Source organism: Streptomyces sp. NPDC090045, from assembly GCF_044747975.1.
In the GTDB taxonomy this organism is placed as follows: Bacteria; Actinomycetota; Actinomycetes; order Streptomycetales; family Streptomycetaceae; genus Streptomyces.
In genome coordinates this window covers 642,037-664,719 of sequence record NZ_JBIVFA010000004.1, presented here as the reverse complement: position 1 = coordinate 664,719, position 22,683 = coordinate 642,037, and the positions used below count along the sequence as shown (strand labels likewise).

At 69.7% G+C, this 22,683-nt stretch carries 19 protein-coding genes and 3 pseudogenes; 11 read left to right on the top strand and 11 right to left on the bottom strand.

Translation table 11 applies throughout. The annotated features are described in order from the left end of the window. Window positions 1–85: 85 nt before the first annotated feature. The 3 genes from ACIPYQ_RS15290 to ACIPYQ_RS15280 form a co-directional block, all read right to left on the bottom strand. The gene (locus tag ACIPYQ_RS15290) at window positions 86–1,183 is read right to left on the bottom strand and encodes a MerR family DNA-binding transcriptional regulator (RefSeq protein WP_401250783.1); all 1,098 of its coding nucleotides are present in this window, start codon (window positions 1,181–1,183) and stop codon (window positions 86–88) included. Next, a complete protein-coding gene (locus tag ACIPYQ_RS15285; RefSeq protein WP_401250780.1) occupies window positions 1,153–1,812 on the bottom strand; it encodes a class I SAM-dependent methyltransferase in 660 nt (219 codons plus the stop codon). Before ACIPYQ_RS15285 ends, ACIPYQ_RS15290 begins: the two co-directional genes overlap by 31 nt. A 111-nt stretch (window positions 1,813–1,923) precedes the next feature. Beyond that, complete coding sequence (locus ACIPYQ_RS15280; protein WP_401250777.1) at window positions 1,924–2,064, bottom strand: hypothetical protein; 141 nt, start codon at window positions 2,062–2,064, stop codon at window positions 1,924–1,926. 375 nt (window positions 2,065–2,439) lie between these two features. Between ACIPYQ_RS15280 and ACIPYQ_RS15275 the strand changes: the two genes are divergently transcribed. Further along, window positions 2,440–2,823 (top strand): hypothetical protein, encoded by a 384-nt coding sequence (locus tag ACIPYQ_RS15275; protein ID WP_401250774.1) that lies wholly within the window; start codon window positions 2,440–2,442, stop codon window positions 2,821–2,823. Window positions 2,824–3,078: 255 nt separating this feature from the next. On the opposite strand, the gene ACIPYQ_RS15270 is transcribed toward ACIPYQ_RS15275, so the two are convergent. Then, on the bottom strand, window positions 3,079–4,050 hold the full coding sequence (locus ACIPYQ_RS15270; protein ID WP_401250771.1) for a helix-turn-helix transcriptional regulator: 972 nt from the start codon (window positions 4,048–4,050) through the stop codon (window positions 3,079–3,081). A gap of 97 nt (window positions 4,051–4,147) precedes the next feature. Here ACIPYQ_RS15270 and ACIPYQ_RS15265 point away from each other — a divergent pair, with 97 nt between their 5' ends. Continuing rightward, window positions 4,148–4,801 carry a TIGR03086 family metal-binding protein gene (locus tag ACIPYQ_RS15265; RefSeq protein WP_401250769.1) on the top strand — a complete coding sequence of 218 codons (654 nt, stop codon included), beginning with the start codon at window positions 4,148–4,150 and terminating at the stop codon, window positions 4,799–4,801. A gap of 178 nt (window positions 4,802–4,979) precedes the next feature. Here ACIPYQ_RS15265 and ACIPYQ_RS15260 read toward each other — a convergent pair whose 3' ends face one another. Continuing rightward, the gene (locus tag ACIPYQ_RS15260; protein ID WP_314247744.1) at window positions 4,980–5,183 is read right to left on the bottom strand and encodes a cold-shock protein; all 204 of its coding nucleotides are present in this window, start codon (window positions 5,181–5,183) and stop codon (window positions 4,980–4,982) included. Between the two features lie 317 nt (window positions 5,184–5,500). On the opposite strand from ACIPYQ_RS15260, the gene ACIPYQ_RS15255 reads away from it, so the two are divergent. Then, window positions 5,501–6,109 carry a ferredoxin gene (locus tag ACIPYQ_RS15255; RefSeq protein ID WP_401250765.1) on the top strand — a complete coding sequence of 203 codons (609 nt, stop codon included), beginning with the start codon at window positions 5,501–5,503 and terminating at the stop codon, window positions 6,107–6,109. 58 nt (window positions 6,110–6,167) lie between these two features. Here the strand turns inward: ACIPYQ_RS15255 and ACIPYQ_RS15250 are convergent, their stop codons facing one another. Together ACIPYQ_RS15250 and ACIPYQ_RS15245 are read right to left on the bottom strand one after the other, a co-directional pair. Then, window positions 6,168–6,761, bottom strand: a complete 594-nt coding sequence (locus tag ACIPYQ_RS15250) for a hypothetical protein (protein ID WP_401250762.1) — start codon at window positions 6,759–6,761, stop codon at window positions 6,168–6,170. 1,010 nt (window positions 6,762–7,771) lie between these two features. Continuing rightward, a complete protein-coding gene (locus ACIPYQ_RS15245; RefSeq protein WP_401250759.1) occupies window positions 7,772–8,146 on the bottom strand; it encodes a hypothetical protein in 375 nt (124 codons plus the stop codon). Between the two features lie 583 nt (window positions 8,147–8,729). Between ACIPYQ_RS15245 and ACIPYQ_RS15240 the strand changes: the two genes are divergently transcribed. Together ACIPYQ_RS15240 and ACIPYQ_RS15235 are read left to right on the top strand one after the other, a co-directional pair. Further along, complete coding sequence (locus tag ACIPYQ_RS15240) at window positions 8,730–10,073, top strand: beta-propeller fold lactonase family protein (protein ID WP_401250897.1); 1,344 nt, start codon at window positions 8,730–8,732, stop codon at window positions 10,071–10,073. 367 nt (window positions 10,074–10,440) lie between these two features. Continuing rightward, window positions 10,441–11,562, top strand: a complete 1,122-nt coding sequence (locus ACIPYQ_RS15235) for a tetratricopeptide repeat protein (RefSeq protein WP_401250756.1) — start codon at window positions 10,441–10,443, stop codon at window positions 11,560–11,562. 19 nt (window positions 11,563–11,581) lie between these two features. Here the strand turns inward: ACIPYQ_RS15235 and ACIPYQ_RS15230 are convergent, their stop codons facing one another. Further along, complete coding sequence (locus ACIPYQ_RS15230) at window positions 11,582–11,947, bottom strand: hypothetical protein (protein WP_401250753.1); 366 nt, start codon at window positions 11,945–11,947, stop codon at window positions 11,582–11,584. Between the two features lie 1,450 nt (window positions 11,948–13,397). Between ACIPYQ_RS15230 and ACIPYQ_RS15225 the strand changes: the two are divergent. Further along, window positions 13,398–13,631: pseudogene (locus ACIPYQ_RS15225) on the top strand (hypothetical protein); the annotation flags it as partial. Window positions 13,632–13,995: 364 nt separating this feature from the next. Here the strand turns inward: ACIPYQ_RS15225 and ACIPYQ_RS15220 are convergent. Then, window positions 13,996–14,127, bottom strand: a complete 132-nt coding sequence (locus ACIPYQ_RS15220) for a hypothetical protein (RefSeq protein ID WP_401250750.1) — start codon at window positions 14,125–14,127, stop codon at window positions 13,996–13,998. A 544-nt stretch (window positions 14,128–14,671) separates the two neighbouring features. Between ACIPYQ_RS15220 and ACIPYQ_RS15215 the strand changes: the two genes are divergently transcribed. Then, window positions 14,672–15,235, top strand: coding sequence for a hypothetical protein (locus ACIPYQ_RS15215; protein ID WP_401250747.1), 564 nt, complete (start codon window positions 14,672–14,674; stop codon window positions 15,233–15,235). Between the two features lie 117 nt (window positions 15,236–15,352). On the opposite strand, the pseudogene ACIPYQ_RS15210 reads toward ACIPYQ_RS15215, so the two are convergent. Continuing rightward, a pseudogene (locus tag ACIPYQ_RS15210) lies at window positions 15,353–15,758 on the bottom strand (type II toxin-antitoxin system PemK/MazF family toxin). 166 nt (window positions 15,759–15,924) lie between these two features. Here ACIPYQ_RS15210 and ACIPYQ_RS15205 point away from each other — a divergent pair. Further along, window positions 15,925–17,164, top strand: a pseudogene (locus ACIPYQ_RS15205) (IS701 family transposase). A 437-nt stretch (window positions 17,165–17,601) separates the two neighbouring features. Here the strand turns inward: ACIPYQ_RS15205 and ACIPYQ_RS15200 are convergent. Then, window positions 17,602–18,747 (bottom strand): integrase, encoded by a 1,146-nt coding sequence (locus ACIPYQ_RS15200; protein ID WP_401250745.1) that lies wholly within the window; start codon window positions 18,745–18,747, stop codon window positions 17,602–17,604. A gap of 399 nt (window positions 18,748–19,146) precedes the next feature. Here ACIPYQ_RS15200 and ACIPYQ_RS15195 point away from each other — a divergent pair, with 399 nt between their 5' ends. The 3 genes from ACIPYQ_RS15195 to ACIPYQ_RS15185 all read left to right on the top strand — a co-directional run bounded on the left by ACIPYQ_RS15195 (window position 19,147) and on the right by ACIPYQ_RS15185 (window position 22,111). Beyond that, window positions 19,147–19,485 carry a hypothetical protein gene (locus ACIPYQ_RS15195; RefSeq protein ID WP_401250742.1) on the top strand — a complete coding sequence of 113 codons (339 nt, stop codon included), beginning with the start codon at window positions 19,147–19,149 and terminating at the stop codon, window positions 19,483–19,485. Between the two features lie 210 nt (window positions 19,486–19,695). Then, window positions 19,696–20,109, top strand: a complete 414-nt coding sequence (locus tag ACIPYQ_RS15190) for a hypothetical protein (protein ID WP_401250739.1) — start codon at window positions 19,696–19,698, stop codon at window positions 20,107–20,109. A 619-nt stretch (window positions 20,110–20,728) separates the two neighbouring features. Then, entirely contained in the window at window positions 20,729–22,111 is a 1,383-nt protein-coding gene (locus ACIPYQ_RS15185) for a S41 family peptidase (RefSeq protein WP_401250737.1), read from the top strand. Window positions 22,112–22,683 lie beyond the last annotated feature (572 nt).

Genomic DNA, 22,683 nt, shown 5'->3' with positions numbered 1-22,683 from the left:
GGCCGAGAGGAGGGAGGCGATCCGCGTCTGCTCGGCACGCTGGTGGCGTTGTGCCCGCCGGACAGCGGGCGGTGCTGCCAGACCGTCAGGCTACGAGCAGGCGGAGGCCGAGGTCTGCCGCGTCGAGGGCGGCGAGGTCGCTGTTGCGGTCGGCCCAGCGGCCGGACTCGAGGTCGTCGGCGAGGCTTCGTACCGCCCGCTGCTCGGCCTCCGGCCCGACCCTCGTCCACACCGATGTCGCACGGCGCACGTGCTCCTCCAAGTACGCCCCCGGTCGGCGCCAGTACGCCTCGAACAGGCCGTCGGCACAGTCCCACGGGACGGGCACCGGCTCGGCGCGTGCTCCGATCGCATCGGCCATCCCGGCGAGCGAGGGAAATCCTGCGAGGACGTCGGCGAACTCCGGCAGGTAGTCGCGGGTCAGCCAGAACCGGTCCTGCCATCCGGGCTCGTCGGTGTCGAACGTCAGCACCACCACGCGGCGGGCCACGCGCCGCATCTCGCGCAGCCCGGCTATGGGGTCGCCCCAGTGGTGAACGGTGGAGACGGCCATCGCGACGTCGAAGGAGTGGTCCTCGAACGGCAGCCTCTCCGCGCCCGCGGCTACGCACGGCGCCGAGCCGGGAGGCCGCTGCCCCCGCATGACCGCCGATGGCTCCACCGCGGTCACCTCGCGGTCAGCAGGTTCGTAGGAGCCGGTGCCGGCCCCGACGTTCAGCACCGTCTCCGCGTCTCCGAGCGCGTCCCAGATCTGCGCGGCGATCCGCGGCTCGGTACGCCGTGTCGCGGTGTAGGCGCCGCCGATCGCGTCGTACAGCCGTGCACCGAGTACCTCCAGTTGCTCTTCCGGTGTCACCTTCAGTCCCTTCGCCCGTGCCTCGAGTTCCCTGTCAATGGCCGTCACCATGGCGTCGGCGCGCTCACGCCGCTCCAGCAGCAGGCCGCGTAGTCGACGCAGGTGCGCGACCGCATCGGTCGACGGGTCGCCGACGAGTTCCGCAACCTCCCGGAGCCCGAAGCCCAACCGCCGATAGGCCAGCACCTCTCGCAGCCGCTCCACGTCGCCGGCCGAATAGGCCCGGTACCCGGCCTCGGTCCGCGCCGACGGCCGGACGAGCCCTATCTCGTCATAGTGATGCAGCGTGCGGACGCTCACGCCGGCCAGCTCTGCGACGCGTCCCACAGTCCAGTGATCTTCCACGCACCGACTATGCAGCCTGACGCCACGTGAGGGTCAAGCTGCAGCACTGGGCGCGTTGGGGGCTCATCGATGGGCCGACCGCCAGCCGGATCGTGAGTACGGGCCGCGCTCAACAGGGCGAGCATGGCCGCCATGCGGGTCGGGGGTTGCCAGGTCCAGGTGCGTACGGAGGTGAAGCCGGCCGCCAGGACCATGTGCGCGAGGGCCGAGAGCGCGGTGGGGAGCCACTTCTCATGGGCGGCGAGGAACATGCGGCCGCCGGGGCGCAGGATGCGGTGGAGTTCGGTGAGGCCGGCGGGTACGTCGGGCCAGAGTGGGAGGTTGTTGCCAGAGAGCAAGAGGTCGACGGAGTCGTCCAGCTCGCCGGTGCTGAGGCGGAGCCGGCCCCGGGCGATTGCGGGCGCGCAGCGGCGGCAGACCATGGCGAGCATGACCCCGGACGGTCCGACGCCGATCACATGGGCCGAGCGGCAGGCCGCGGCGTCGAGCCCGACGCCGGGGCCGGGGCCGGGGCCAACGACCAGGACGACCTCCTGTTCGGTGGGCGCGGCGAGGGCAGAGCGGTCAACCGTGTCGAGGCACGCCCGACGGGGACCCAGGTCGAGGGTCATTCCGGTGCGGCATGAGGATGTCGGCGGCGGCTTCGCCCAGACTCGCGAAGCGCCGGCGCACGCCGGCCACCGCGGCGGGAGCGTTGCCCACACCGTCGTGCGACGAGGCACTCAACTGCCGAGCGGCCGGCCGATACGGGACGGGTGAGGGCTGCCCTCGGCCTCGGAGGCGGCATTGACGATGATCTCCGGGACCGGCAGCCCGGTCCGGGCGAAGCGACCGAGCACCCGGTGTGCGTAGTTGGACGTCACCAGCCACCCATCCGCCGGTCGGCAGCGCCTCCAGCAGCTCCGCCGCCCCCTCGAACGCCCCGTAGACCCCCGAGCGCGCGTCCCCGTCCTCCAGCTCGTGCAGCAGGGCGAGGAACTTCTGGGGATCGCTCCCGGCAGCCACCTGCGCAAACGTCTCCATCGGCCACGTCCGCAACGCCACGCGGCAAACCTTGGAGTCACCTGTCACCGGAGGATCATGCCGGCAGTCCTGTAAGCCCGATCAACTCGGCGGCCGCGGGCGTTTCAACGCCCACCTGCAGACGCCCACCCTGGCCGACTCCGGACCATGCCCGCGGACGCGGGGTCGGCTCGGTCCGGGCGCAGCTCGTCGGACCATCCGCATATCGTGACGTCATGCTGAGTGATTTCTTGCAGGTGGGCGCTTTCGTCGCCGTCCTCTGGTGCTTCGTTACGGCCGTCAGGCGCGCGGCCCGTGGCGACCGGTGGGCACTGTGGACCCTGCTGCTGGCCGTCCTGACCGGCGTGCACTACCTGGTGGGCCTGACCCACCTCCTGGTCCTGGACATCCGCGAGATGTGCGAACTCACCCTTCACACCCGCTTCGACCCCGACGAACACGTCGAGACGCTGCTCCCCCTGTCGAATACCTGCAACGCCGACGACGACCTGGTCCCCGCCTACGTGAACCCCGCCCTCGCCGTCCTCGCCGCCGCAACCCTGGCAGCCGGCACGGCAACCGTCACACGCGCAGTCCGCGCACGACGCATTCCTGTCTGAGCGCGGAGGCCCGGCCCCGAACGCGCAACGTACGCAACCGGAAAGCCAACGGGCGGACGTTGTCGTGCCTGCCGTTGTTACCTGACCTGTGCGGTCAGCAGCAGGACCAGGGCCTCCCGCCGAAATCCCACCGGCCAGGCCCTGGGGCCGGGCTCCGTGACCCGCCGACCGGACACACTGGACACGCCGGGCACGGCCGGCGCCTGTTGCCCGGGCAGGACAAGAACGCACACCCCGAAAGCGGTTCGCCATCGCCTACTGGCCGTGGGGTGCGTGTGGTTCCTCCCCCGCGTACATCCCCGTGAGTTCGGCGGCGATCCGGGCCAGCCACTGTCGTACCTCCGGCGGCTCCAGTACCTCGACCCCCGCCCCCAGCCCGGCCAGGTGCCCGGCCAGGGCCTTGGCGGCCGGGCCGTCGACCCACACCTCGGTCCAGCCGTCGGGCAGCGGACCGCCGACGCGCACGCGGCCGCCGAGGAACCGTTGCAGCAGGGCCAGCGTGTCGGGGTGGACGCGGGCCCGGGCGGTCACCGCGTGCATGCCGTCCTGGAAGGCTCCGGACAGCGTCCGCCAAGCCGTGGCGAGGTCGAAGTCGGGCGGCCGGACCACCGGTTCGCCGGTCGGCTCGACGGAAGTGACCCGGCTGAGCCGGAAGGTGCGCAGGCCCTTGCCCGTACCGGCGACCAGGTAGTCCACCCCGGCCTTGGCCACGAGCCCGAGGGGGTCGACGGTGCGTTCGCCGACGGGTTTGCCGACGCCCGCGTACCCGAGGCGGACGCGGATCCCGTCCACGACGGCGCCCTGGAGCGCGGAGCGGTGGGCGGCATCGGCGGTGACGGCGTTGCGGGACCAGTCCGTGGCGTCGACGACCCCCGCGCGGGTCGCGGCATGGGCCTGCGCCCGCATGGTCGGCGGGAGGGCCCGGACCAGCTTGCGCAGCGTGGTGCGCAGTTCGGGGGTGGCCGACAGGGGGCCCGTGACGAGGAAGAGCGCCCGGGTCTCGTCGGCGGTCAGGCCGGTGAGGTCGGTACGGGCCCCGCCGACGAGGGACCAGCCGCCGCCGCGGCCGCGCTGCGAGTAGACGGGGATGCCGGCCGCGGCCAGGGCCTCCAGATCTCGGCGCGCGGTGCGCTCGGACACCTCCAGCTCGGCGGCCACTTCGGGGACGGTGACACGACCGCGTTCTTGGAGGAAGAGCAGGGTCGCCACCAGCCGGTCGGCTCTCATGTGCCCTTTTCCTCCTTCGTGGGTGCTGCGTCATCGCCTTTCATTCTCTTCGGAAAACTGGCCAGAAGGTGGCCACTTTTACTTACAGGATGAACCCATGAACAAGACCGAGCAGCTCATCGAGACCCCGTCCGACTCCACCGGTACCGTCGCCGCCCCCTCCTCCCCCTCCTCCCCCTCCTCCTTCGATCCGCGGACCGACCTCGCCGCGGCCGTCGAGCTGGCGGGCCGTACGCTGGCCGCCGTCCGGCCCGAGCAGTACGACGCCCCGACCCCCTGCGAGGAGTTCGACGTACGACGACTGTCGAGCCACCTCGTCGCCGTCGTCCGCCGGATCTCGGTGATCGGGCGCGGCGAGGACCCGTTCAGCGTCCCGTCCTTCGCCGACGAGATCGCCGACGGCGCATGGGCGGAGGCCTGGGTGCCGGGCGCCCGCGAGGTCGCGGAGGTGTGGGCGGATCCGGGCATCCTCGGCCGGCAGCTGCGCCTGCCGATGGGCGTCCTGCCGGGCGCGGCCGCCGCGGCCGTCTACACCCACGAACTCACGGTGCACACCTGGGACCTGGCCAGGGCGACCGGACAGGATCCGGACTGGGACCCGGCTCTCATCGAACGTGTGATCGGCGTCGTACGTCGCGCGCTGCCGGCCGAAACCCGCGGTGGGCGGATCCCCTTCGGAGAAGTGGTGGCCTTGGACCCCGAGGCCCCGGCCATCGACCGGCTGGTGGCCTGGGCCGGACGCCGGCCCTGAGGGCCCCGGTGCGGGGGACGGCCTCGTAGGTCGGCTGGAAGGGGCTGCTCAAGGTCAGCCCCGCAACCCCTCCAGTCGCGACCCGCGACCCGCGACGCCGCCCTGCGGAATCGGAACCTCTTGGACATGTGCGGGCAAGGGTCGGGTTCCGCGGCAGCAGCGGTCAGGCGAGAAAGAATCAGATGGGGCGGACCTGCTGCGCCTGGGGACCCTTGGGGCCCTGGCCAGTGGTGAACTCCACCCGCTGGTTCTCCTCGAGCGACCGGAACCCGGACGCATCGATCTCGGAGAAATGCACGAATACGTCCGGAGTACCGTCATCCGGCGCAATGAATCCGAACCCCTTCTCCGCGTTGAACCACTTCACAGTCCCCTGAGCCATGACACGCCTTCCCGATCTGCCCCAGCCCGCGAACACCGCGGCCGGCAGCAACCCGTTACTCCCCCACCCCGCACAGGCGAAACACCACCAAAGAGTGAAAAACTGGGAGGGAAAGAGACGAGACCGAACACGACAACTCCCCCGCCTCCACAACCAGGAGCCCCTCGACGGCCCGGACCATGCCATCGGGGACGTGGGCAGGGGCGATCCGGCCGAGTACGGCACGTGGGTCACACCGCCAACGCGCTGCGCCCGCTGCCCGGTATCGACCAGGGCACCATCCCTTCCCACCCCCGCCGTCTGACAGGATGCGGACCATGAGCTACTGGGATCCACTGCCGGCCGTCCGGGCCGCGGAGACCGGTCCGCTGCCCGCGCCGGACGGCGGCACGTGGCTGCCCTCCGCGGAATTCCGCGGCCGCTGGTGGAACCCCCGCCCCGAACGCTGGGCAGAACGCGACTGGCGCAACGTGCCGGGGCCGTTCTACGGGGCCGGGACCGACACGTGCTGGATGGGCCGGCTGATCGCCCCCGCGCACGTGCTCTACGACGACGAGTGGGGCGCCGAGTTCGTCTACCGGCAGCCCCGTGACACGGCACAGGCGCTGGCGCTGCTGGGCGCGGTCGCGCAGGACCCGATGGTCGGGTACGCCTGCGACGGTGACGACCATTGGACTCCGGAGCTCGTCCGCGACTGGTGGAGGGAGCGGGGCCGGGTGCGGGAGTGGGCCGCGGCCCTGGACCGTACGTGGTCCGTCTCGGACCGGGCCGCGGAACGCGAGGCGGCCGGCGGGAGCCGGGAGTACGTCGCGTACATCGACGGAGGCCTTGCGCAGGACCTCCGCCACTACCTCTTCTGGCTGTCCGAAGGCCGCCCGGCCAACCCCGGCGAACCCCTACCGCCCCTCTCCACGCGCGGCGCGTAGGCCGTCTCTTTCGGATCTTGTCTGACCGGCGCCGCCCGGAACGGTCAGACGAGTCGGCTCAGGCCGTCTGCCGCCAGCCGCCGCCCTCCACGGCCCAGCCTGTGATCTCGGGCTTGACCGGAGGGAGCGCCCACGGGTCCAGGGCTCCGTCGCAGAGCTCCGCCAGGAACTGGACCATTCCGCCTTCGTAGTGCCACCAGGGGCCGTTGCGGGAGCAGATGGTGACCGGCCAGTGCTCCGGATCATCCCCGAGCACACTCCAGAAGAACTGGTCGCCCTCCGCCGAGTCGCCCCAGGGCATCAGGCGCGTCGAGACGAGCTCCAAGGGGCGCAGTTCGGCGGGGTAGTCGGAGTCCCATCGCTTCGATTCCGTGCCCTCCGCCTTGGCCTGGCCGATTTCCTCCCCGGGCCAGGGGAGCATGATGTGCAGGAAGTCGTCCAGGCCGAAGGCCGGATACCACTCGGCGAGCGACTTGAAATCGGACGGCAGAGCCCTGCCGGCTCCTTCCTCGACCTCCTGCCAGTCGAAAACGGCCTGCGTCTGTCGGCGCAGTGCCACCAGCCCGGGGACGGTGCGTTCCAGTGCGGCGATCGCCTCGTCCGGGTCGAGGATCCTGCGTACCGGCTTCTGGGTTCCTATGAGCTCTTCCACAGACGCAGCCTGCCAGACGGCTCCGACAATCCCGCTGCTGGGTGATCCGAAGGAAACGGCGTTGCCCGCTCGACACAAGCTCGCCCCCTGGTGTTTCGGCGGACGTACCATCTCGCGTAGCGCATCGTCCGGATCGGTCGGATCAGTCGGCTACGGGGCGTGCAGTCCGTCGGCGGCGGTGATCCGGCACAGGATTTCGCGGTAGCCCGGCCAGTCCTGGCTGCGCCCGAACCAGTCCATCTGTACGACATGATGCAGGTGAGCCCACACCTCCCGCGGTGCCGCGCCCCTCGCCGCTGCTACGTGCTGCGCGCTCTCGTCGCTGTCGTCGCTGTCGTCGCTGTCGTCGCTGTCGTCGCTGTCGGTGGCACGATCGGCCCTTCAACCGGTCGCGGCCTGCACCGGTCCCGAGATCTCTCGCCTTCGTGTCGGTAGCCGTGGCCCGGCGCCGGGTACGTCCGGGAGTCGGGCAACGCCGTGGAAGACGATCAGCTCGAACTCCGACCACTCCCCCGCCATGGCGTTCCCATCGCCGGCTTCGTCCCAGCAGGAGCAGCGACCCCTCCCGGTCCACGTCCTGGCGCGCCGTGCGCCCCGGCCGCCGCGCGGTGTCCGGCGGCCGGCGAAGCGGGGGCGCGGGAGGTGCAGGGCGCCCGAACGCCACGCGCCGGCCAGCACCACCGTCCCGGCCAGCAGGCTCAGGAACAAGGCCGATGGTCTCGTGCCCGGACAGGTGGCTCACCAGCCACGAGCGGCCGGCACCGGCCCCGCCTTGATCCGTGCCTGCATCCAGGCGGGTCGCCTCCCCGGGTACGAAGCCGCTGCCCTTGACCGTCACCGTGAAACAGGAATGGTCGTCGGCCGCCGGGCGGTGCGATTCCAGCGGGCCCCGGTCCGCGGCGTCGCGCTGCGCCGTGAGCAGTTGGGCGACGCTGCTGGCGCAGGCCCTGGGCCGAACACCAGCCTGCCAGCTGATGAGACGGACCAGCACTCACTCACTGAGCAGCGCCTCAGACCCCGAAGACGCGAGTGACCCACTGATCCGTTCGGGCCTCGAAGTCCGACGCTGAGGTGATGCCCGAGGCCGGTAGGGAACCCGCGTCGTCGAGGCTGGCGATGAAGTCCACGTCGGCCCAGCCACCCCGGAACAGCACAACCGACAGCTCGGCCTCTCCCAGACCCGAGATGACCACGCCAATCGAGTCGGGGTCATGGACCCGAGCCCTGTGGGTCTCCAGAGACTGAGGCCACGACGCCTCGGCATCCCTCCAGGTCACCTGGCCCACTTCGAGGCCGGCCGTCCTCCAGCCCACCGTCTGGCCGGCCAGAACCCCAGCCACCTCATCAAGATCAATAACCCTCTCCATCAGGGGATCATCCCTCACGGACGAACCCGATGGTCCGGGCGTCCGGCACCGAGACCGCGAGACGAGGGCATCAGCCCCGACAACCGTTCCCACTTCTGACCTACGCAGCCACTCCTTCGATCCGGGCCATGCCGAGTACGCGCGAGAGGACCAACGACCTGCTCAACGCCCGCTTCGGGTCCGGCATGGCGGGGCCGGTGTCCAGTTGCCGCTGGGCCGGCTGCACGCTGCAGCTCTACTTCGGCCTGGGGCGCCGGCCCTCCCGTACAACGGTGGCCGGCGCCCGGTCCCGTGGAGGGCGGTCGGGTGGGGTGCGTCCGGTCGGGTGGGGGAGGCAGGGGTCTGGGGCGGGTCGGGTGCGGCGGCATGTGGAGGGGTGATCGTCTGGCGGCGCCCGTCTGCCCAGCGCGCGTTCGCCAGCGTCGCGAGGCGAGAGGGTCGTCAGCGTGGTCGAGGAAAGGGATTCGATATGGGCCGAGGACAGGGTCGGGCGCGGGAGGGTGAGCCAGAGGTAAGTGTGGCAGTCAGTGGCCGCCTTGAGGGGGGACTGTCGGGTAGGCGGTTTTGCCGGTACGTGCTGAGGCTGCTGTTGTCCGCAGCGGTGGCGGCATCGGCTGTAGTCGCCCTCCCAGCCGGCCAGGCAGCGGCGGTACCACCGGGGACCTACGCCTACATCACGAACTACAACACCAACACTGTCTCGGTGATCGACACCGCCACCAACACGGTGACGACCACCATCCCCGTCGGCAATGGCCCGCAGGGGGTGACGGTGGGGCCAAACGGTACGCGCGTCTACATCCTCAACAGCATCAGCGAGGACGTGTCAGTGATCGACACCGCCACCGACACGGTGACCGCCACCATCCCCGCTGGCGACTTCCCCTTCGGGCTGGCGGTGACACCAGACGGCACCCGCGTCTACGTCCTCAACTCCGTCGTCGGGACCGTGTCGGTGCTCGACACCACCACCAACACGCTGACCGCCACCATCCCCGTGGGCTCCCAACCCGTCAGGGTAGCGGTGACTCCGGACGGCACCCGCGCCTACGTCACCAACCGACTCAGCGACACCGTGTCAGTGATCGACATCGCCACCAACACGGTCACCACCACCATCCCCACCGGCGACGGCCCCTGGGATGTGGCGGTGACTCCCGACGGCACCCGCGCCTACGTCACCAATGTCGACGCCCTCGGCCTCGACAGCGTGTCGGTGATCAACATCGCCACCAACACGGTCACCGCCACCATCCCCGTCGGCAGGAATCCCAACGGCGTGGCGGTGACGCCGGACGGCACCCGCGCCTACCTAGTCAACTCCTTCGACAACAACGTAATGGTGATCGACATCGCCACCAACACGGTGACCACCACCATCCCCACCGGCATCTCTCCCGTCGACGTGGCGGTAACGCCGGACGGAACCCGCGCCTACCTCGTCCACTCCGCCACTGACATCGTGTCAGTGATCGACATCGCTACCAACACGGTGACCACCACCCTCCCTGTCGGTACCCCACGCGCGTTGGCGATCGCGGCCGTTGGCAACATTCCGGTACCGACCGATCCGGTGCCGACCGAGCTGAAGCTCAAGGCTGCCAAGAAGAAGGGCTCCAAAGGCGGCAAGGCGCTCACGCTGACCGCCCGACTGACCGCCGAAGGCCAGCCACTACAAGGCGAAACCATCGCCTTCGCCACCGACGGCACGACGCTCTGCACCAAAACCACCAACGCCCAGGGCCAAGCAACCTGCACGATCCACGGCAGGCATGCCAAGCACACCTGCTACACGGCAACCTTCACCGGCGACGACACCTATCAGGCATCCACAGCCACCACCTGCCCCCGCTCTCTCGACGGCAAGGACAAAGACAAGCACCCGTCCGGATCGCGCACAGCCGACGACGTCTTCACCCCGCCGCTTTCACCGGCAGGCACATGAACCCAACCCATTGACCAGGCAGCCCAGCCCTCCGCCACCACAGCCCTGCCCCTGCCCGGGCGGGGCGGGGCCGGCGCAGTGACGTTTGGGGAAGATCACACGTCTCCCTCCGGGGGGCCTCCATCTGGCCTCGGCCTTTCGGGGATCCGGATCCATTGGGTGCGGCCCGGTCAATAGGGCAGGGCGCGGATACCTTGGGCTGCTTGGCGCCCTGCGATGGTCCGGCCTTCAAGGACCGTGCAGGGCGCGGGCCCGGTTGCGTGCGGCCAGCATTCGGCCTACCGCACAACCGCAGCCCAACGCCGTACCACGTCCACAACGAATCGCCAGGCGACCCTACTTGCGGCTGTACTGAAAGCGCACGGAGATGGGCAGCCAGCACTTTCCCGGTTGGCCTTATGGCGTACCTCACAGAGCGGCACAATGCTGTTGCGTGAGCGTGTGGCTACGCAGGGGGATCGGCAGCCGGGAGGTCGGCATGGGGGCAGATGATGGTTCGTTGTACGACCAGGCGAGTGCTCTGCACCGGCGGGGGCGGCCCGAGGCTGCCGTGCCCTTGCTGCAAGAACTCCTGACGCAGGAGCCCGACCACATGGCCGCGCGCTACGCGCTGGGGATTTGCCTGACCGATACGGGCAGGTATGGCGAAGCACAAGCGCAGTTTCGACGTCTCCTGGACGACGATCCGCAGCACTACGAGGCCTCCTACCGCCTCGGTCGGCTCCTTCAGGCAGACACCGATCTGCACGGCGCGGCGGAGGCTTACGCCAAAGTCCTCGAAACTGCCCAGCAGGTCCTGGGAGTTGCCGAGTTCCGCGACACCGGAACCAGGCTCCGGGCCTGCCAGGACGCTCTCGGCCGCACAGCCCCTGCCACCCCCTCGATCCAGTCAGGACTGCCTGTCACCGGCAGGCCCATCACCCCGGGTCCGCCTTCCCTGCGCGCCCAGTCCGACACCCACCGTGTCGCCGACCGCGGCGCACCGAAGTACGAGGTGAACCTCAAGGCACGGCACCTCCTGTCCTCGATCGCGAAGCGCTTCCTGATCGCCGTCGCGCTGACCCTGGCCGGGTACGTCCTCACCGAGCTGGGCGTCGGCCTCGGTATGGCCGTGTACAACACGGTCCCCGCCCTCGTGGCGTGGATCTACTTCCTGTCCTCCTTCGTTCTTCTGCTGGTGAAACCGCGGACGAACGGCGCCGACTTCTACGAGTACGGTGTCGACATCAAGTCCGGTTTCATCCGCCGCAAGGTCCAGTTCGTCTGGTACTACCAGATCGTGGAGTCACCGAGCTACGTACGAACCTTCGGCACGTACCTCACCCACACGGCCTCGCTCGGCCTTCGCTACAACGAGTCGGGTGCCTACTCCACGGCCTACGTGGAGCTGCACGGCATCGGAACCCCGCAGCAGGTGAAGGACCTTGGCCGGTACGTCGAATCGCGGATCTTCCCTGAGCGACGCGATGTCCGGGGGATCATGACGTGATCCCGCCCGGTCGCGCGGCCTAACCCATCACCTCGGGCGGGGCCAGTAGGGCAATGCTCTCGAAGCTGCCTGCTCCATGGTCACCGTCCGCAGTGCCGTCTGGGATGCCATCCGTCACCGTGCCGTCAGGCAGCCCGCCGTCGAAGTCGAACGAGATCGACCCGAAGTCCCCGCCCGGAAGGTCATGCCCCTGCTGCGCGCCGCCGCTGGAAACGGAGGGCTGATGTCCGTTCCCCTGCCCGGATTCCCCGGAGGCGGAGGACGGCTGCGCGGGAGCGGCCTGGTCGCTCTGCTCTGTCTGAGGAGTGGCCGTCACCGTCTCTGGCAGCGATTCCGACGACAGGGTTGCCCCTGTGGCGGGCCCGATGACGGGGATCCCGTTCACCGAGTTCTCGCCTTGAAGCTGGCCGGCGTCGGGAGGAGGGGAAACGGGCGTCGTCTCGGTGCCTGCGTCATCGGGCGAAGCGGCCGGCCCAGCCGCGGGGGCTGTCCCCTCGTCGGAGCCCCCTGAGACCTGGACGGGGGTAGGGCTGGAAGCGGGGGGCACGGCAAGATGCCCATCGCCCGTCAGGGCGCCACCCGGCGACAGGGCGTGCAGCCCACCATGTGGAGCCCCACCATGGCCCGTGGATCCGGTCCCGGCCGGATGGGCGGGGTGCGCCACTCCTTGAAGGGTTGCGGGATCCGCGGCGGAGCCTGGTACTCCGTGCGCGTGCGGTGCGTTCAACAGTTCCTTGCCCGGGACTGCATGCGGCGCTTTGTCAGACCAGTCGGCCGAATGAAGTGGCTGTTCCTTGCCCTCAGTCGCGTGCAGTGCTTTTCCACCCCAGCCAGCCGCGGGCTCTTGCGCCGACGGCGCTCCGTGGTGTCCTGCAGGGCCCCCGCCGGCGTCCGAGTCCGGCGCACCTGCGTCCTGGGGAGGAGGCGAGGCCGGAGGTGGAGGAGGTTGGTTCTGCTCTGTGCCGGCGTCCGGACCGGACGCACCAGCGTCACTGCTGGGAGGTGGGGTGTTTGTCCACGTGGGAGGCCTGTGCCAGATGTCGTTCTGCGGAGCGATGCGCTCCTTGCCTTCGTTGTTCCCTCCACCGTCGGTTCCACCGGACGGTGTCGACGCTGGGTTCTGTCCGGTTGCGGGCCTGGTGCCGTGGTCTGGTGATGGCGGATTGCCTCGCCTTGGGAGCCTCCACCAGGGCCCCGTACGCCGCCCCGCGCCTTGACCGGTCCTGCGTCGACCCTTACCGGGCATAGAGCCACCCCCGATGAGTTGCATTTCCGCCAGCGCAGGCCAATTGTCCTCAATCTGGTCCGGATTGTCAGCAAGCCGCCTACTTCCAATAGACGCGATCTCCCGGTGCCCTCCACCAAGACCACGGCCTCAGCGAGACCTTCGCCGGGTAGGTACTCAGGGCCTCACCCGAGTGAGTGGTCCGATCACACAAGGACGGGCTCCGGGTGGAAGTCGACAGTACGGAAGTCGCGTGCGGTGGGGGTAAAGGTGCAGCGGGTGGAGCAGCGGACGCCGCGGGTGGCTTCGGCACCGGATCGGTAGCCGCACGCCTCCAGCAACCGGCCCGCGCTGGCCCGCCGGTCCCCGGCCGACGTGCGGTAGACCGGCGCTCTTCTCCCCTCTCGGCACCGGGTCACAGGCCCAGATCGAGGAGCGCGTTCTCCACGACCTGCCGCCCACGCCTCCGCAGTCGGCAACACGCGTCTGCCCCGCGGCGTTCACCAGCCGCGGTCACCTTCAGGACGCCCACCCCTGACCGTAACCGGTTGATCACCTTCACCTCGCCGAGCACCTCCAACGAGGCCGCCCCGAGCGCGGTCAGCCGGTGGACCGCGCGCTGGCCGAGGTCGCGCGCCGTGCGCTCGCCGACAAGGAACGCCTTCCGCAGGTGGAGGCCTGGTTCAAGGCAGAGACCGGCGGCGGCTACTCCCCCAGGGTGCTGGACGAGCTACGCGAGATCATCAAGGCCTTCGGGCGCCTACGGCTTCGACCGCGCGCACACCGTCGCCTTCGCGGTTCCTGCCCTTCAGTCCTCGTGGCTCAGGCGCACCACCCGGCAGCAACGGCCTCACCGCGACGATCACCGTCGCCTTCCAGGGCCACTACAGCCGGTTCGTCGACACGGCCGCTGACCTCTGACCGTCCCGTCGAAGACGACCGCGCGACGGTAGTCCGCTTCGGATGGCACTGCGATCCGTAGTCACGCCGGCCCGGCCACGCTTCTTGCCCTTGTGCCGGGCCTCGTACTGTCCGCGGTCGAAGGCCAGCGGGCGCCGCCCCCGGCGTGGGGAGGCTTGCCGTGGTCACCACGACGGCGATGGGCCGCCGATACCCCCATCGGCCCGCGGTGTGCAGCGGGCCGGCAGAGGTATCGGCGGTCTGGGGCAATGGAGAACCGCTCGCGGGTAGCCCTGCGAACGGGCCGCTCACTTGTCCCGTTGGGCGCCCCATTTGCGGACTCCCCAGACGGCGAGCGCCGTGCACGCAGCCGTGATCAGGCTGGCGGGGAGTTCGGTGAGCAGGCCCCGAACTACGAGGGTCAGCACTGCATCGATCATGGTGTCTCCCGGTGCGATTCCAATCGGTCTCACCTAGGTTCGACCTGGCCGCAGGGGCGCTGACGTGGTCGGACGTCGCCAGACAACTCAAGGCGGAGATTTACGAGTTCGGACGCTGTACGTTGTCCGTCGGACGTAGTTGGACACTCTGCGGGGATGACGCATGGCTCAGCTCACGCCTCCCACGCTTCCGCCTGGGCCTCGCAAGAGGCTGAGCGATGAACTCCACGCGGTTCATCGACGAGCAGGATGGCCCTCGGTACGGGAACTGGCCCACGCGCTTGGCACTGGAGTGGTCAGCTCAAGTCGTATCCACGACGCCTTCTCAAAGCCCCGACTGCCGACGTGGGGGCTCCTGCAGGTGTTGGTGGTTGAACTCGCGAACCGGACACCGGGGGCCGATGCGGCAACTGAGGTAAAGCGGCTCCACACCCTTTGGGATGAGGCTGCTCAAGCGGAGCCTTCGCCGCAGGCCGGCGATGAGCCGAGGCCTGGGCAGGCCGTGACGTTGCCTCATGCTCCCGCAGCTGACTGGTCCAGGCCTATGCACCGAAGCCTGCTGCTCGTCGACCTTGACGGCTTCGGCAACCGGGACGATCTCGAGCAGGCATACATGCGCCGAACGCTGTCCGGCGTCCTTGACCGCGTCGCAGCGGCTGCCGGAGTCGGCCCGGAGTCGCGGCAGCAAGCCGACCGCGGTGACGGCGTCATGGAGCTGATCGATGCCGCTGTTCCCGTGGCCGGCCTCCTGCGCACCCTGCTCAAAGTCGTTCCTGCGGACCTGAATGCGGTCAACCGGCTCGCATCGGACTCGGCCCGGATCCGTCTGCGCCTGGTTCTGGCTACGGGCAGCGTGGCCGTGGATGACCATGGGGGCTGGGTGGGCGCCGCGCTCAACGACGCCTGCCGACTGCTCGACGCAGACGTGCTGCGGCCGGCTCTGCGTGAACGAAACGACGACTACGCGCTGTCCGTATCGGGGTCCGTGTACTGGGGGACCGTGCGCCAGAATCACGACGGCGTCCCTGCGAAAGACTTCTACGAAGTCAACGTCCGCACAAAGAACGGCATGCAACAGATGTGGTTGTACCGGCCACCGTCAGACTAGTACTCCAGCCGTAGATCCTGATCTCGGTGGTGAGGGGTGCCGAGGCGGCAGGTGGCCGGCGTCGATCATCTTGCCCGAGATCGCCCACGCCGTCGCGGGCGTCGGCTCCTTCTCCCTCTACCCGAGTTCACCGCGACGGAGGGCCATCCCTTATCTCGCTGAGCTTCGCGGTCGTGGCCAGGGTCCGCTCCTGCGCTTGTTCAGCGAGTCGGAGGGCGTCGTCAATCTCGCTGAGCTTCACGGAGGACAGGACGGCCGCCCGCTCTATCAGGTCGTCCCGGGACACAGTGGTCAGCCACGTGCACGGGGTGAAGCCTGGACGCGGGAACGCGAGCCGCAGCACGCCTTCGAACGGCAGTCCTTCACCGGCGCCGACCGTCACTTCGATGCCCAGACCGCTGATGTCGACGCCCGCCGGAGCGACGACCTGCATCACCCGGATCCCGGACGTGTCGTCTCCCGACAGCAGTACGACCAACCTCCGCTCGTCGAACTGGACCCACCAGACTTCGCCACGTTGCACAAGTCCTCCAGACACATGACGGCAGGCAGACGCTGCGCGACCCTGACGCGCTGTGGAGACGGGTGCGGCCACCGTTGATCATCGGTGTGTGAAGACTGAAGATCATGCGGTGGCCACAGGTCACAGCGTAGACCCTGCCCGCTGGCAGGAGGCGTTCGAGAGCCTGATGGCCCGGATCGCTGGCCGGTTCGCACGGGTCGAACCCCGACGTCGGGTCGAGCGGTTGGTACTCGGGCTGCTGTCGGACCTGCCACGCAAAAACTGCTGGACCATCGCAGAGTGGGCCGGAGAGAGCACCCCGGACGGCATGCAGCACCTGCTCGGGCGGGCCAAGTGGGACGCCGACCAGGTCCGCGACGACGTGCGGGCCTACGTGGTGGAGCATCTGCGGGACGACCGGGCGGTTCTGGTGGTCGACGAGCCCGGCGACGTGAAAGAAGGGCACCGACACCGTCGGTGTCCAGCGCCAGTACACCGGCACCGCGGGCAGGATCGAGAACGCGCAGGTCGCCGTCTATCTCGTCTACGCCGGCCGCCGCGGACACGCCGCGGTAGACCGGGAACTGTACGTTCCGCGTTCCTGGACCTCGGACCACGACCGCTGCCGGGCCGCCGGACTCGGTGACACGACCGAATTCGCGACCAAACCGCAGCTTGCCGCCTGCATGGTCACCCGATTCCTGGACGCCGGCCACTGGGCCGCCTGGCTCGCGGGAGACGAGGTCTACGGCGGCAACCCGACGCTACGCGCCGTGCTGGAAGAACGCGGCACCGGCTACGTCCTCGCGGTGGCCTGCTCGTACGAAGTCAGCACAGGCGCCGGGAAGTTCCGCGCGGACACGCTGGCCAGGAAAGTGCCCAAGAGGGCCTGGCAGAAGCTGTCCGCAGGAAGCGGAGCCAAGGGCCACCGCTTCTACGACTGGGCCGTCATCGACCTCACCGACCCCCGGCCCGGGAGCCGGCAGTTGCTGATCCGCCGCAACCGCAGCACCGGCGAACTCGCGTACTACCGCTGCTACTCGCCGGCCGCCGCAGTGCCGCTAACCACCCTGGTGCGCGTCGCTGGACCAAGGTGGCGGGTCGAGGAGTTTTTCCAGTCCGGCAAGGGCCTGGCGGCCTTGGACGAGCACCAGGTCCGCCGCTACCCGTCCTGGTCCCGCTGGGTCACCCTGGCCATGCTCGCGCACCCCTTCCTCCCCGTCGTCCGCGCGAACGAACACGACCGCGATCCCGCACCAGACGCCCTCATACCGCTCACCTGCAACGAGATCCAACAGCTGTTCACCACGCTCGTCATCCGGCCCGCCTTTGACCCGGTCCACCGGCTCGGCTGGTCCGACTGGCGACGCCGCCACCAGGCCCGATCCCAGACCAGCCACTACCGGCGGCAAGCCGCTCGAACGTGAAGATCACGATTTACGGCTGGAGCATTAGGCGCAATGGCCTGTCAAGGGGTCATCTCATTTGGCGAGTCTGCGGGTAGCAGATGAGGGTGCAGGCGATGCTGGTGAAGGCGAGGAAATGCTCGGCTTTGCGCTCGTAGCGGCGGTGGAGGCGGCGGCCAGCGAGCTAGGCCGTGGTGCGTTCGATGGTCCAGCGACAGCGCCCGACCCGAGATTGAGGGGGCCGGCGGCACTCTTTCTCGCGCGCCCATATTCCTCCCCATCTCCGCGTATTGGGAAATAGGTCTCGACCCATGCGGCGCCGGATAGAAGGATGAAAGGGAACCTTATTAATCCTGGTCGCCCGGCCCGGCTCTCGCACCCAGTCGACGCCCAGCAGTCCTTCAGCGGGCGGCACGTGCGTACCACAAGCGCTCCACAGCACGCTGAGCCCGTCTCGTCTACAGGCCGATGCCGTACAGCGGGTTCAGCTCCTCGTCGAATGCGGCCGCGCGGTCGTGGTAGCCGGCGAAGGCGCGGGATCCGTCGGCCCAGCCGCCGTGCCGGGCGGCCTCGAGGGGGTCCTTCTTGGCGTGGCGGGTGGCCTCGGCGTAGCCGCGGCGCAGGGAGTGGCCGGTCCAGCGCGGGCTGCCGTCGGGAAGTACGTGGCCGGGGCGGGCAGTGAGCTCGGCGCGGTGGGCGGCGCGGGTGACGATGTCGGCGATGCCTTCGGCGGTCATCCGGCCGGTGGGGTCGCCGATGCGTTCGCCGTGGCGGTACATCGGGGTGTTGATCCGGCCGTGGCGGTCGATCCGGACGAACATCGGTCCGGTGGGGGTGTGGCCGTGGTCGAGCAGGGCGCGGCGGTAGGCGGCCAGGGTGCGGACGGGGCAGGTGGAGGCGTAGCTGCCGTAGGGGACGCCGAGGGGCTGGTCGGTGGTGACTTTGGGCCGGTAGAGGTTGTAGAGCAGGCCCTGGTTGTCGTCGGCCTCGGTGACGTCTTCCCAGTCGAGCAGGGCGGCTTCGCTGGAGCGAGCAGCGAGCGCGAAGCCGGTGGTGAGGGCGGCGGCGTCGCGGGCGCCGATGAGGGTCGTGGTGTCGGTGGCGGCGATCATCTGCCGGAGCACGCGCGGGGTGACGGCGGTGGCCTTGCGCGTCTTGCCGCGGGGGTCCTTGGCCGTCTTCAGTTCGGCGGCGTAGCCGCGCAGGACGAGGCGGGCGCCGGTCTGGGACGGCTGTGGGAGGCCGGCGGCCTGATGGGCGACGGCGATGGAGGCCATGGCGCGGTCGATGGAGGCGGGCTTGTACGGGCGGCCTGTGCGCGGCCGCGGAGTGAGGGTGCACCAGGTGACGTACTCGGTCAGCGTCTCGACGGTCGCGGGCAGTGGGCGGAGGCCCGCGGTCAGGGCCCATCCTTCGAACATCTCCCAGTCGCCGAGGTAGCCGCGGGCGGTGGCGGCCGGCACGCCCTTGGCCATGGCGGTGAGCGCGGCTTCGGACAGCTGCTGCCCGGCGACCGGGAAGGCGGCCTCGGCTCCGGGTGGCGCGGCGGATCGGAGAGCGGTGGTGGCGGAGGTTGCGTCGTGCTTCTCGACCGCGTGTCCCATGCCTGTCTTCCCGTCAGCCGGCGTCTGCGTTCTGACTCTTGATAAGGCAACTTATCAAGAGCCAGCAGGTGCCTGGAGGCCCTGCCGTGGAATGGGGCCACACTTGTGGAACGGCCGCTCGCACCCGAGTACATCCACCGCTACAGAGGAGACAACCGATGTCTCTGGTGGGTGCGCCCGGCGGCGGACCTGTCCCGCGCTGCCCGTCACGGACCTGCCGAAGGAAGCGCGCCCACGAGTGCGCGCACTGCAAGTCCCGGAGGGCGCAAGGGCGACCGGACCCGCCAGGGTTGCGGGGCTAACCCCCCGAGCCCGCACTGTGCCGCCCAGGACGCGATGCAAGCCCTGACGTCCTTACATGCTCCGCCTCTCATCATGACGTAGAAGAAGGACACCGACATGCTCACCGACGTGCTCACCGGCTGGACCGCGGACGCCCTGGGCGGCCTGACCGTGCTGACCGTGATCGCCGTGTGGGGCTGGCTGCGCCGACGGCGGTCGGCCCGGCCGGACGACGCCGCCCCTGCTGCCGGCCGGACGGTCCGTACGTACACCCTCCTCGGCGCCCGGGCCGCCGACGGCCAGCCCGTCCACCTGCCCACCAGCCAGCCCGCCGGAACGGTCGTGGCCTGGCGCAACGGGGCCGGCACCAATGCGGAACGGTTCGAACTGACCGAGGCGCTGCTGCCGGACGGCACGTACGCGGCGGAGCGGGTGGAGCTGTACCGGCGGCGGTAGTGCGCTCGGCTCTGATCTGGTGCGGGGGCCGGACTGGTGTTGCGGTCCGGCGCCCGCCCGTCAGGCCCGCGCGGTGGCTGAGGCCGCCGAGCTCATGGTCCTACCCGGCGACGGCGCGACCGCGCTGGCAGAGTTGCACGTGGAGGCCGGCAGGGCATGCGCGGCCGCCGCCGACACTCACGCACTGGAGACTCAATGAACCGTCGTATCTTGAGCGCCACGCTGAACGTCCCGCTTCCACCCGACGCAGCCTTCCGGCTCTTCACCGCCCGGGGTGAGCGCGACTGGGTGCCGGGCTGGGAACCCGTCTTCCCGGTCGAGACGCCGGACGACACCGCGCCGGGAACCGTCTGGCTCACGACGTCCCACGAAGAGGAGACGACATGGCTGGTCGCCTCCCGCGACTTCCCGCGGTCCGTCTCCTACGCCCGGATCACCCCGGGCGTCCGGGCCGGGACGGTCACCGTCACCCTGACGGCGACCGAGCTCGGCAGCGAGGTGACGGTCACCTACGACATGACGCCCCTCACCCCGGCTGCGGCCAAGGCTCTCGACGAGTTCGCCGCCGAGTACCCGTCCTTCATCCGTTCCTGGGAAGAACTCATCACCGCCCACCTGACTTGAACACCGCCGTTCGAGCGCGACGACAACGGCCGGGTCCTGTCGCTGACCTCGCCAAGTGTGAGTACCTGAGGTGGCTGCGGCCTCTTCGCCTTGCGGCTCACGGCAGGGCCTGTGCAGCGGGCGAACCCGACGGTGCGGCTTGACCGCTCGCTCGGGATCGCGTCAACCCAACTGCACTTGATCGGCGGCTTTCCCGTGCTCAGCCGGTCCTCCCGTGGTCGCACAGGTGATTCCACCGCACCTCGCCGACCGCGGGCACGGCAGGCGAGTACGAGGGACGTGCGGGGCGTATTGGGTAAAGGGTCCGAGCCCCCGCAAGGCGATGATCGGGGATCAGGCCGCGGACGCAGTACTGCTGTCCGGGATCTGCTCGGTGCCCGTGGAACGGAGGCCGGGCTCTCGCCCCGACCCGGCGGCCGGAGAGCAGCCGGGCGCTGGAGCTGCGCGGCTTGGCGCTGCCCTGGATCGGCCTGGCCTCTGGGTCGTGTCGTCCCGGGTACCGCGGGTAGCGGGGGCTGGCCCCACCCCCGATCGGCCGGGCAGCCGGATGGCCCGGTGGATCCGGTGTCGGCGACGGTGGGGCGGTACCCAGCAAGTCGCCTACAGAGAAGGCAAGATCGTGCGCATCGTCACGGCCACCGCCGTCGCCCTGGCCCTCGTCGGCGCAGCCGCGCCGGCCGCCACCGCCCACCAGCCGGCCACCGACGGAATCTGGCGCACCGACGGCTACGGCACCGTGCTGTCCATCCGGAACGGAACCCTCCAGGAGTACCAGACCACCGCCGTCAGCTGCATCGCGGGCGACACCGCGCAGCGGACCGGCCCCGGCTCCTACACCACGCCCGGAGGCACCGTCCTCACCGTGCGCACCCGCGGGGACCGCGACCGGGCTTCCGTACGCCTGGACGGCGACGTCGGCGAACGGAACCTGCGCCGGATGACGGAACTGCCCGGCGCCTGCACGCGTTCCGCCCCCGGGGGTCCGCTCGCCTCCTTCGACGTCTTCTGGCAGTCCTTCGAGGAGAACTACCCCTTCTTCGCCGCCAAGGGCATCGACTGGCATGCCGTACGCGACCGGTACCGGCCCACGGTCCACGAAGGGACGACCCCGGACGAACTCTTCGCCGTCTTCGGCAAGATGGTGGAGCCGCTCCACGACGCCCACGTCGCCGTCTTGGACGTCGACGGCGACGGCGACGGCATCCCCGACCGGATCTTCGCGCAGGTCCGCCCCGGCACCGTCCAACCCGACGGGATGCTCGACGCCAAGGTCAAGAAGTTCGTCGTGGAGCGCGACCTCAAGGACGCGCGGAACCTCCAGGACTTCGCCGCCGGGCGGATCACCTACGCCGACCTCCCCGGCGGGCAGGGCTACCTGCGGATCTCCGGCTTCGGCGGCTATGTGGGCGGCAAGGCCTCCTACGCCGCCGACCTGGCCGAGCTCGACAAGGCGCTGGACACGGTCCTCGGCCAGGAGCGCACCCGGCATCTGAAGGGCCTGGTCATCGATCTGCGGGTCAACGGCGGCGGCTCCGACGCCTTGGGGCTCCACATCGCCGGGCGGCTGACCGACACCCCCTACCTCGCCTACTCCAAGCGGGCCCGCAACGATCCCGCGGACCCCACCCGGCACACGCGCCCCCAGCCCCTGTACGTCACGCCCGGCCAGGGCCCCCGTTACACCGGGCCGGTCGCGGTGCTGACCGGCGGCTCGACCGTCAGCGCGGGAGAGACCTTCACCCAGGCCCTCATGGACCGGCCCGGCCGGACCGTGCGGATCGGGCAGCCCACGCAGGGCGTCTTCTCGGACTTCATGGTGCGCAAGCTCCCCAACGGCATGTCGGTCTGGCTGCCGAACGAGGAGCTGCTGACCCGGTCGGGCAGGACCTTCGACGGCACGGGCATCCCGCCGCACCTCACCGAACCGGTCTTCACCACGGAGGAGTTCGACCAGAACAAGGACTCGGCCTTCGACCGGGCCGTGAAGGTCCTGCGGGACTAGGGTCTGTCGTCAAAGTGGGTTTCCCGGGCTTCGACTTCGTCGAAGGTCAAGAACCGGCGACGTGCCTGCGTCGTTGCAGGATCCACCGATGTACGGGCGGTGTCAGGCCGCTGCCTACGAGGAATCCGAGCACGACGCTCTGGCTCGCGAACGCGATAGACCCGATGACTGCGCACAGAACCAAGCCGGTCACAACCATGCCCGTGACCTTAGCGCGCGGGGCTAACTGGTTCAGCCATTTCACCGTCGAATGAGTCGTGAGATATGCGGTGGAGCCGAAAGCGGCCGACGCCAGAACGGTTAGACTATTCATTCCGCAACCTTTCAGAATTCGGAAGCCGAGATGCGTCTCTTCGGCCACCAGGGTCAGCCGTGCTCCCTGTTCGGGAACACTTGGCTGCTGGTCTGTTTACCTGCAGTATCCGTCGCGGCACTGCCCTTGTAGCAGCCGCTTCCGGCCAGAGCTGCCGCCGGCGAAAGGATGCCGGCCCGGGGTTGACCTTGATTTTGACGCCCTGATCGGTCGCGACCGCGCCCCTGGCGAACCCTGCGAGGGTTCAGCCCCCGACGAC

Coding starts and splice junctions, on each gene's coding strand:
- ACIPYQ_RS15275 (WP_401250774.1), top strand. CDS start 2,440: ATGCTGAGTGATTTCTTGCAGGTGGGCGCTTTCGTCGCCGTCCTCTGG.
- ACIPYQ_RS15255 (WP_401250765.1), top strand. CDS start 5,501: ATGAGCTACTGGGATCCACTGCCGGCCGTCCGGGCCGCGGAGACCGGT.
- ACIPYQ_RS15265 (WP_401250769.1), top strand. CDS start 4,148: ATGAACAAGACCGAGCAGCTCATCGAGACCCCGTCCGACTCCACCGGT.
- ACIPYQ_RS15220 (WP_401250750.1), bottom strand. CDS start 14,127: ATGATCGATGCAGTGCTGACCCTCGTAGTTCGGGGCCTGCTCACCGAA.
- ACIPYQ_RS15195 (WP_401250742.1), top strand. CDS start 19,147: ATGCTCACCGACGTGCTCACCGGCTGGACCGCGGACGCCCTGGGCGGC.
- ACIPYQ_RS15215 (WP_401250747.1), top strand. CDS start 14,672: ATGCACCGAAGCCTGCTGCTCGTCGACCTTGACGGCTTCGGCAACCGG.
- ACIPYQ_RS15260 (WP_314247744.1), bottom strand. CDS start 5,183: ATGGCTCAGGGGACTGTGAAGTGGTTCAACGCGGAGAAGGGGTTCGGA.
- ACIPYQ_RS15285 (WP_401250780.1), bottom strand. CDS start 1,812: ATGACCCTCGACCTGGGTCCCCGTCGGGCGTGCCTCGACACGGTTGAC.
- ACIPYQ_RS15270 (WP_401250771.1), bottom strand. CDS start 4,050: ATGAGAGCCGACCGGCTGGTGGCGACCCTGCTCTTCCTCCAAGAACGC.
- ACIPYQ_RS15235 (WP_401250756.1), top strand. CDS start 10,441: ATGGGCAGCCAGCACTTTCCCGGTTGGCCTTATGGCGTACCTCACAGA.
- ACIPYQ_RS15200 (WP_401250745.1), bottom strand. CDS start 18,747: ATGGGACACGCGGTCGAGAAGCACGACGCAACCTCCGCCACCACCGCT.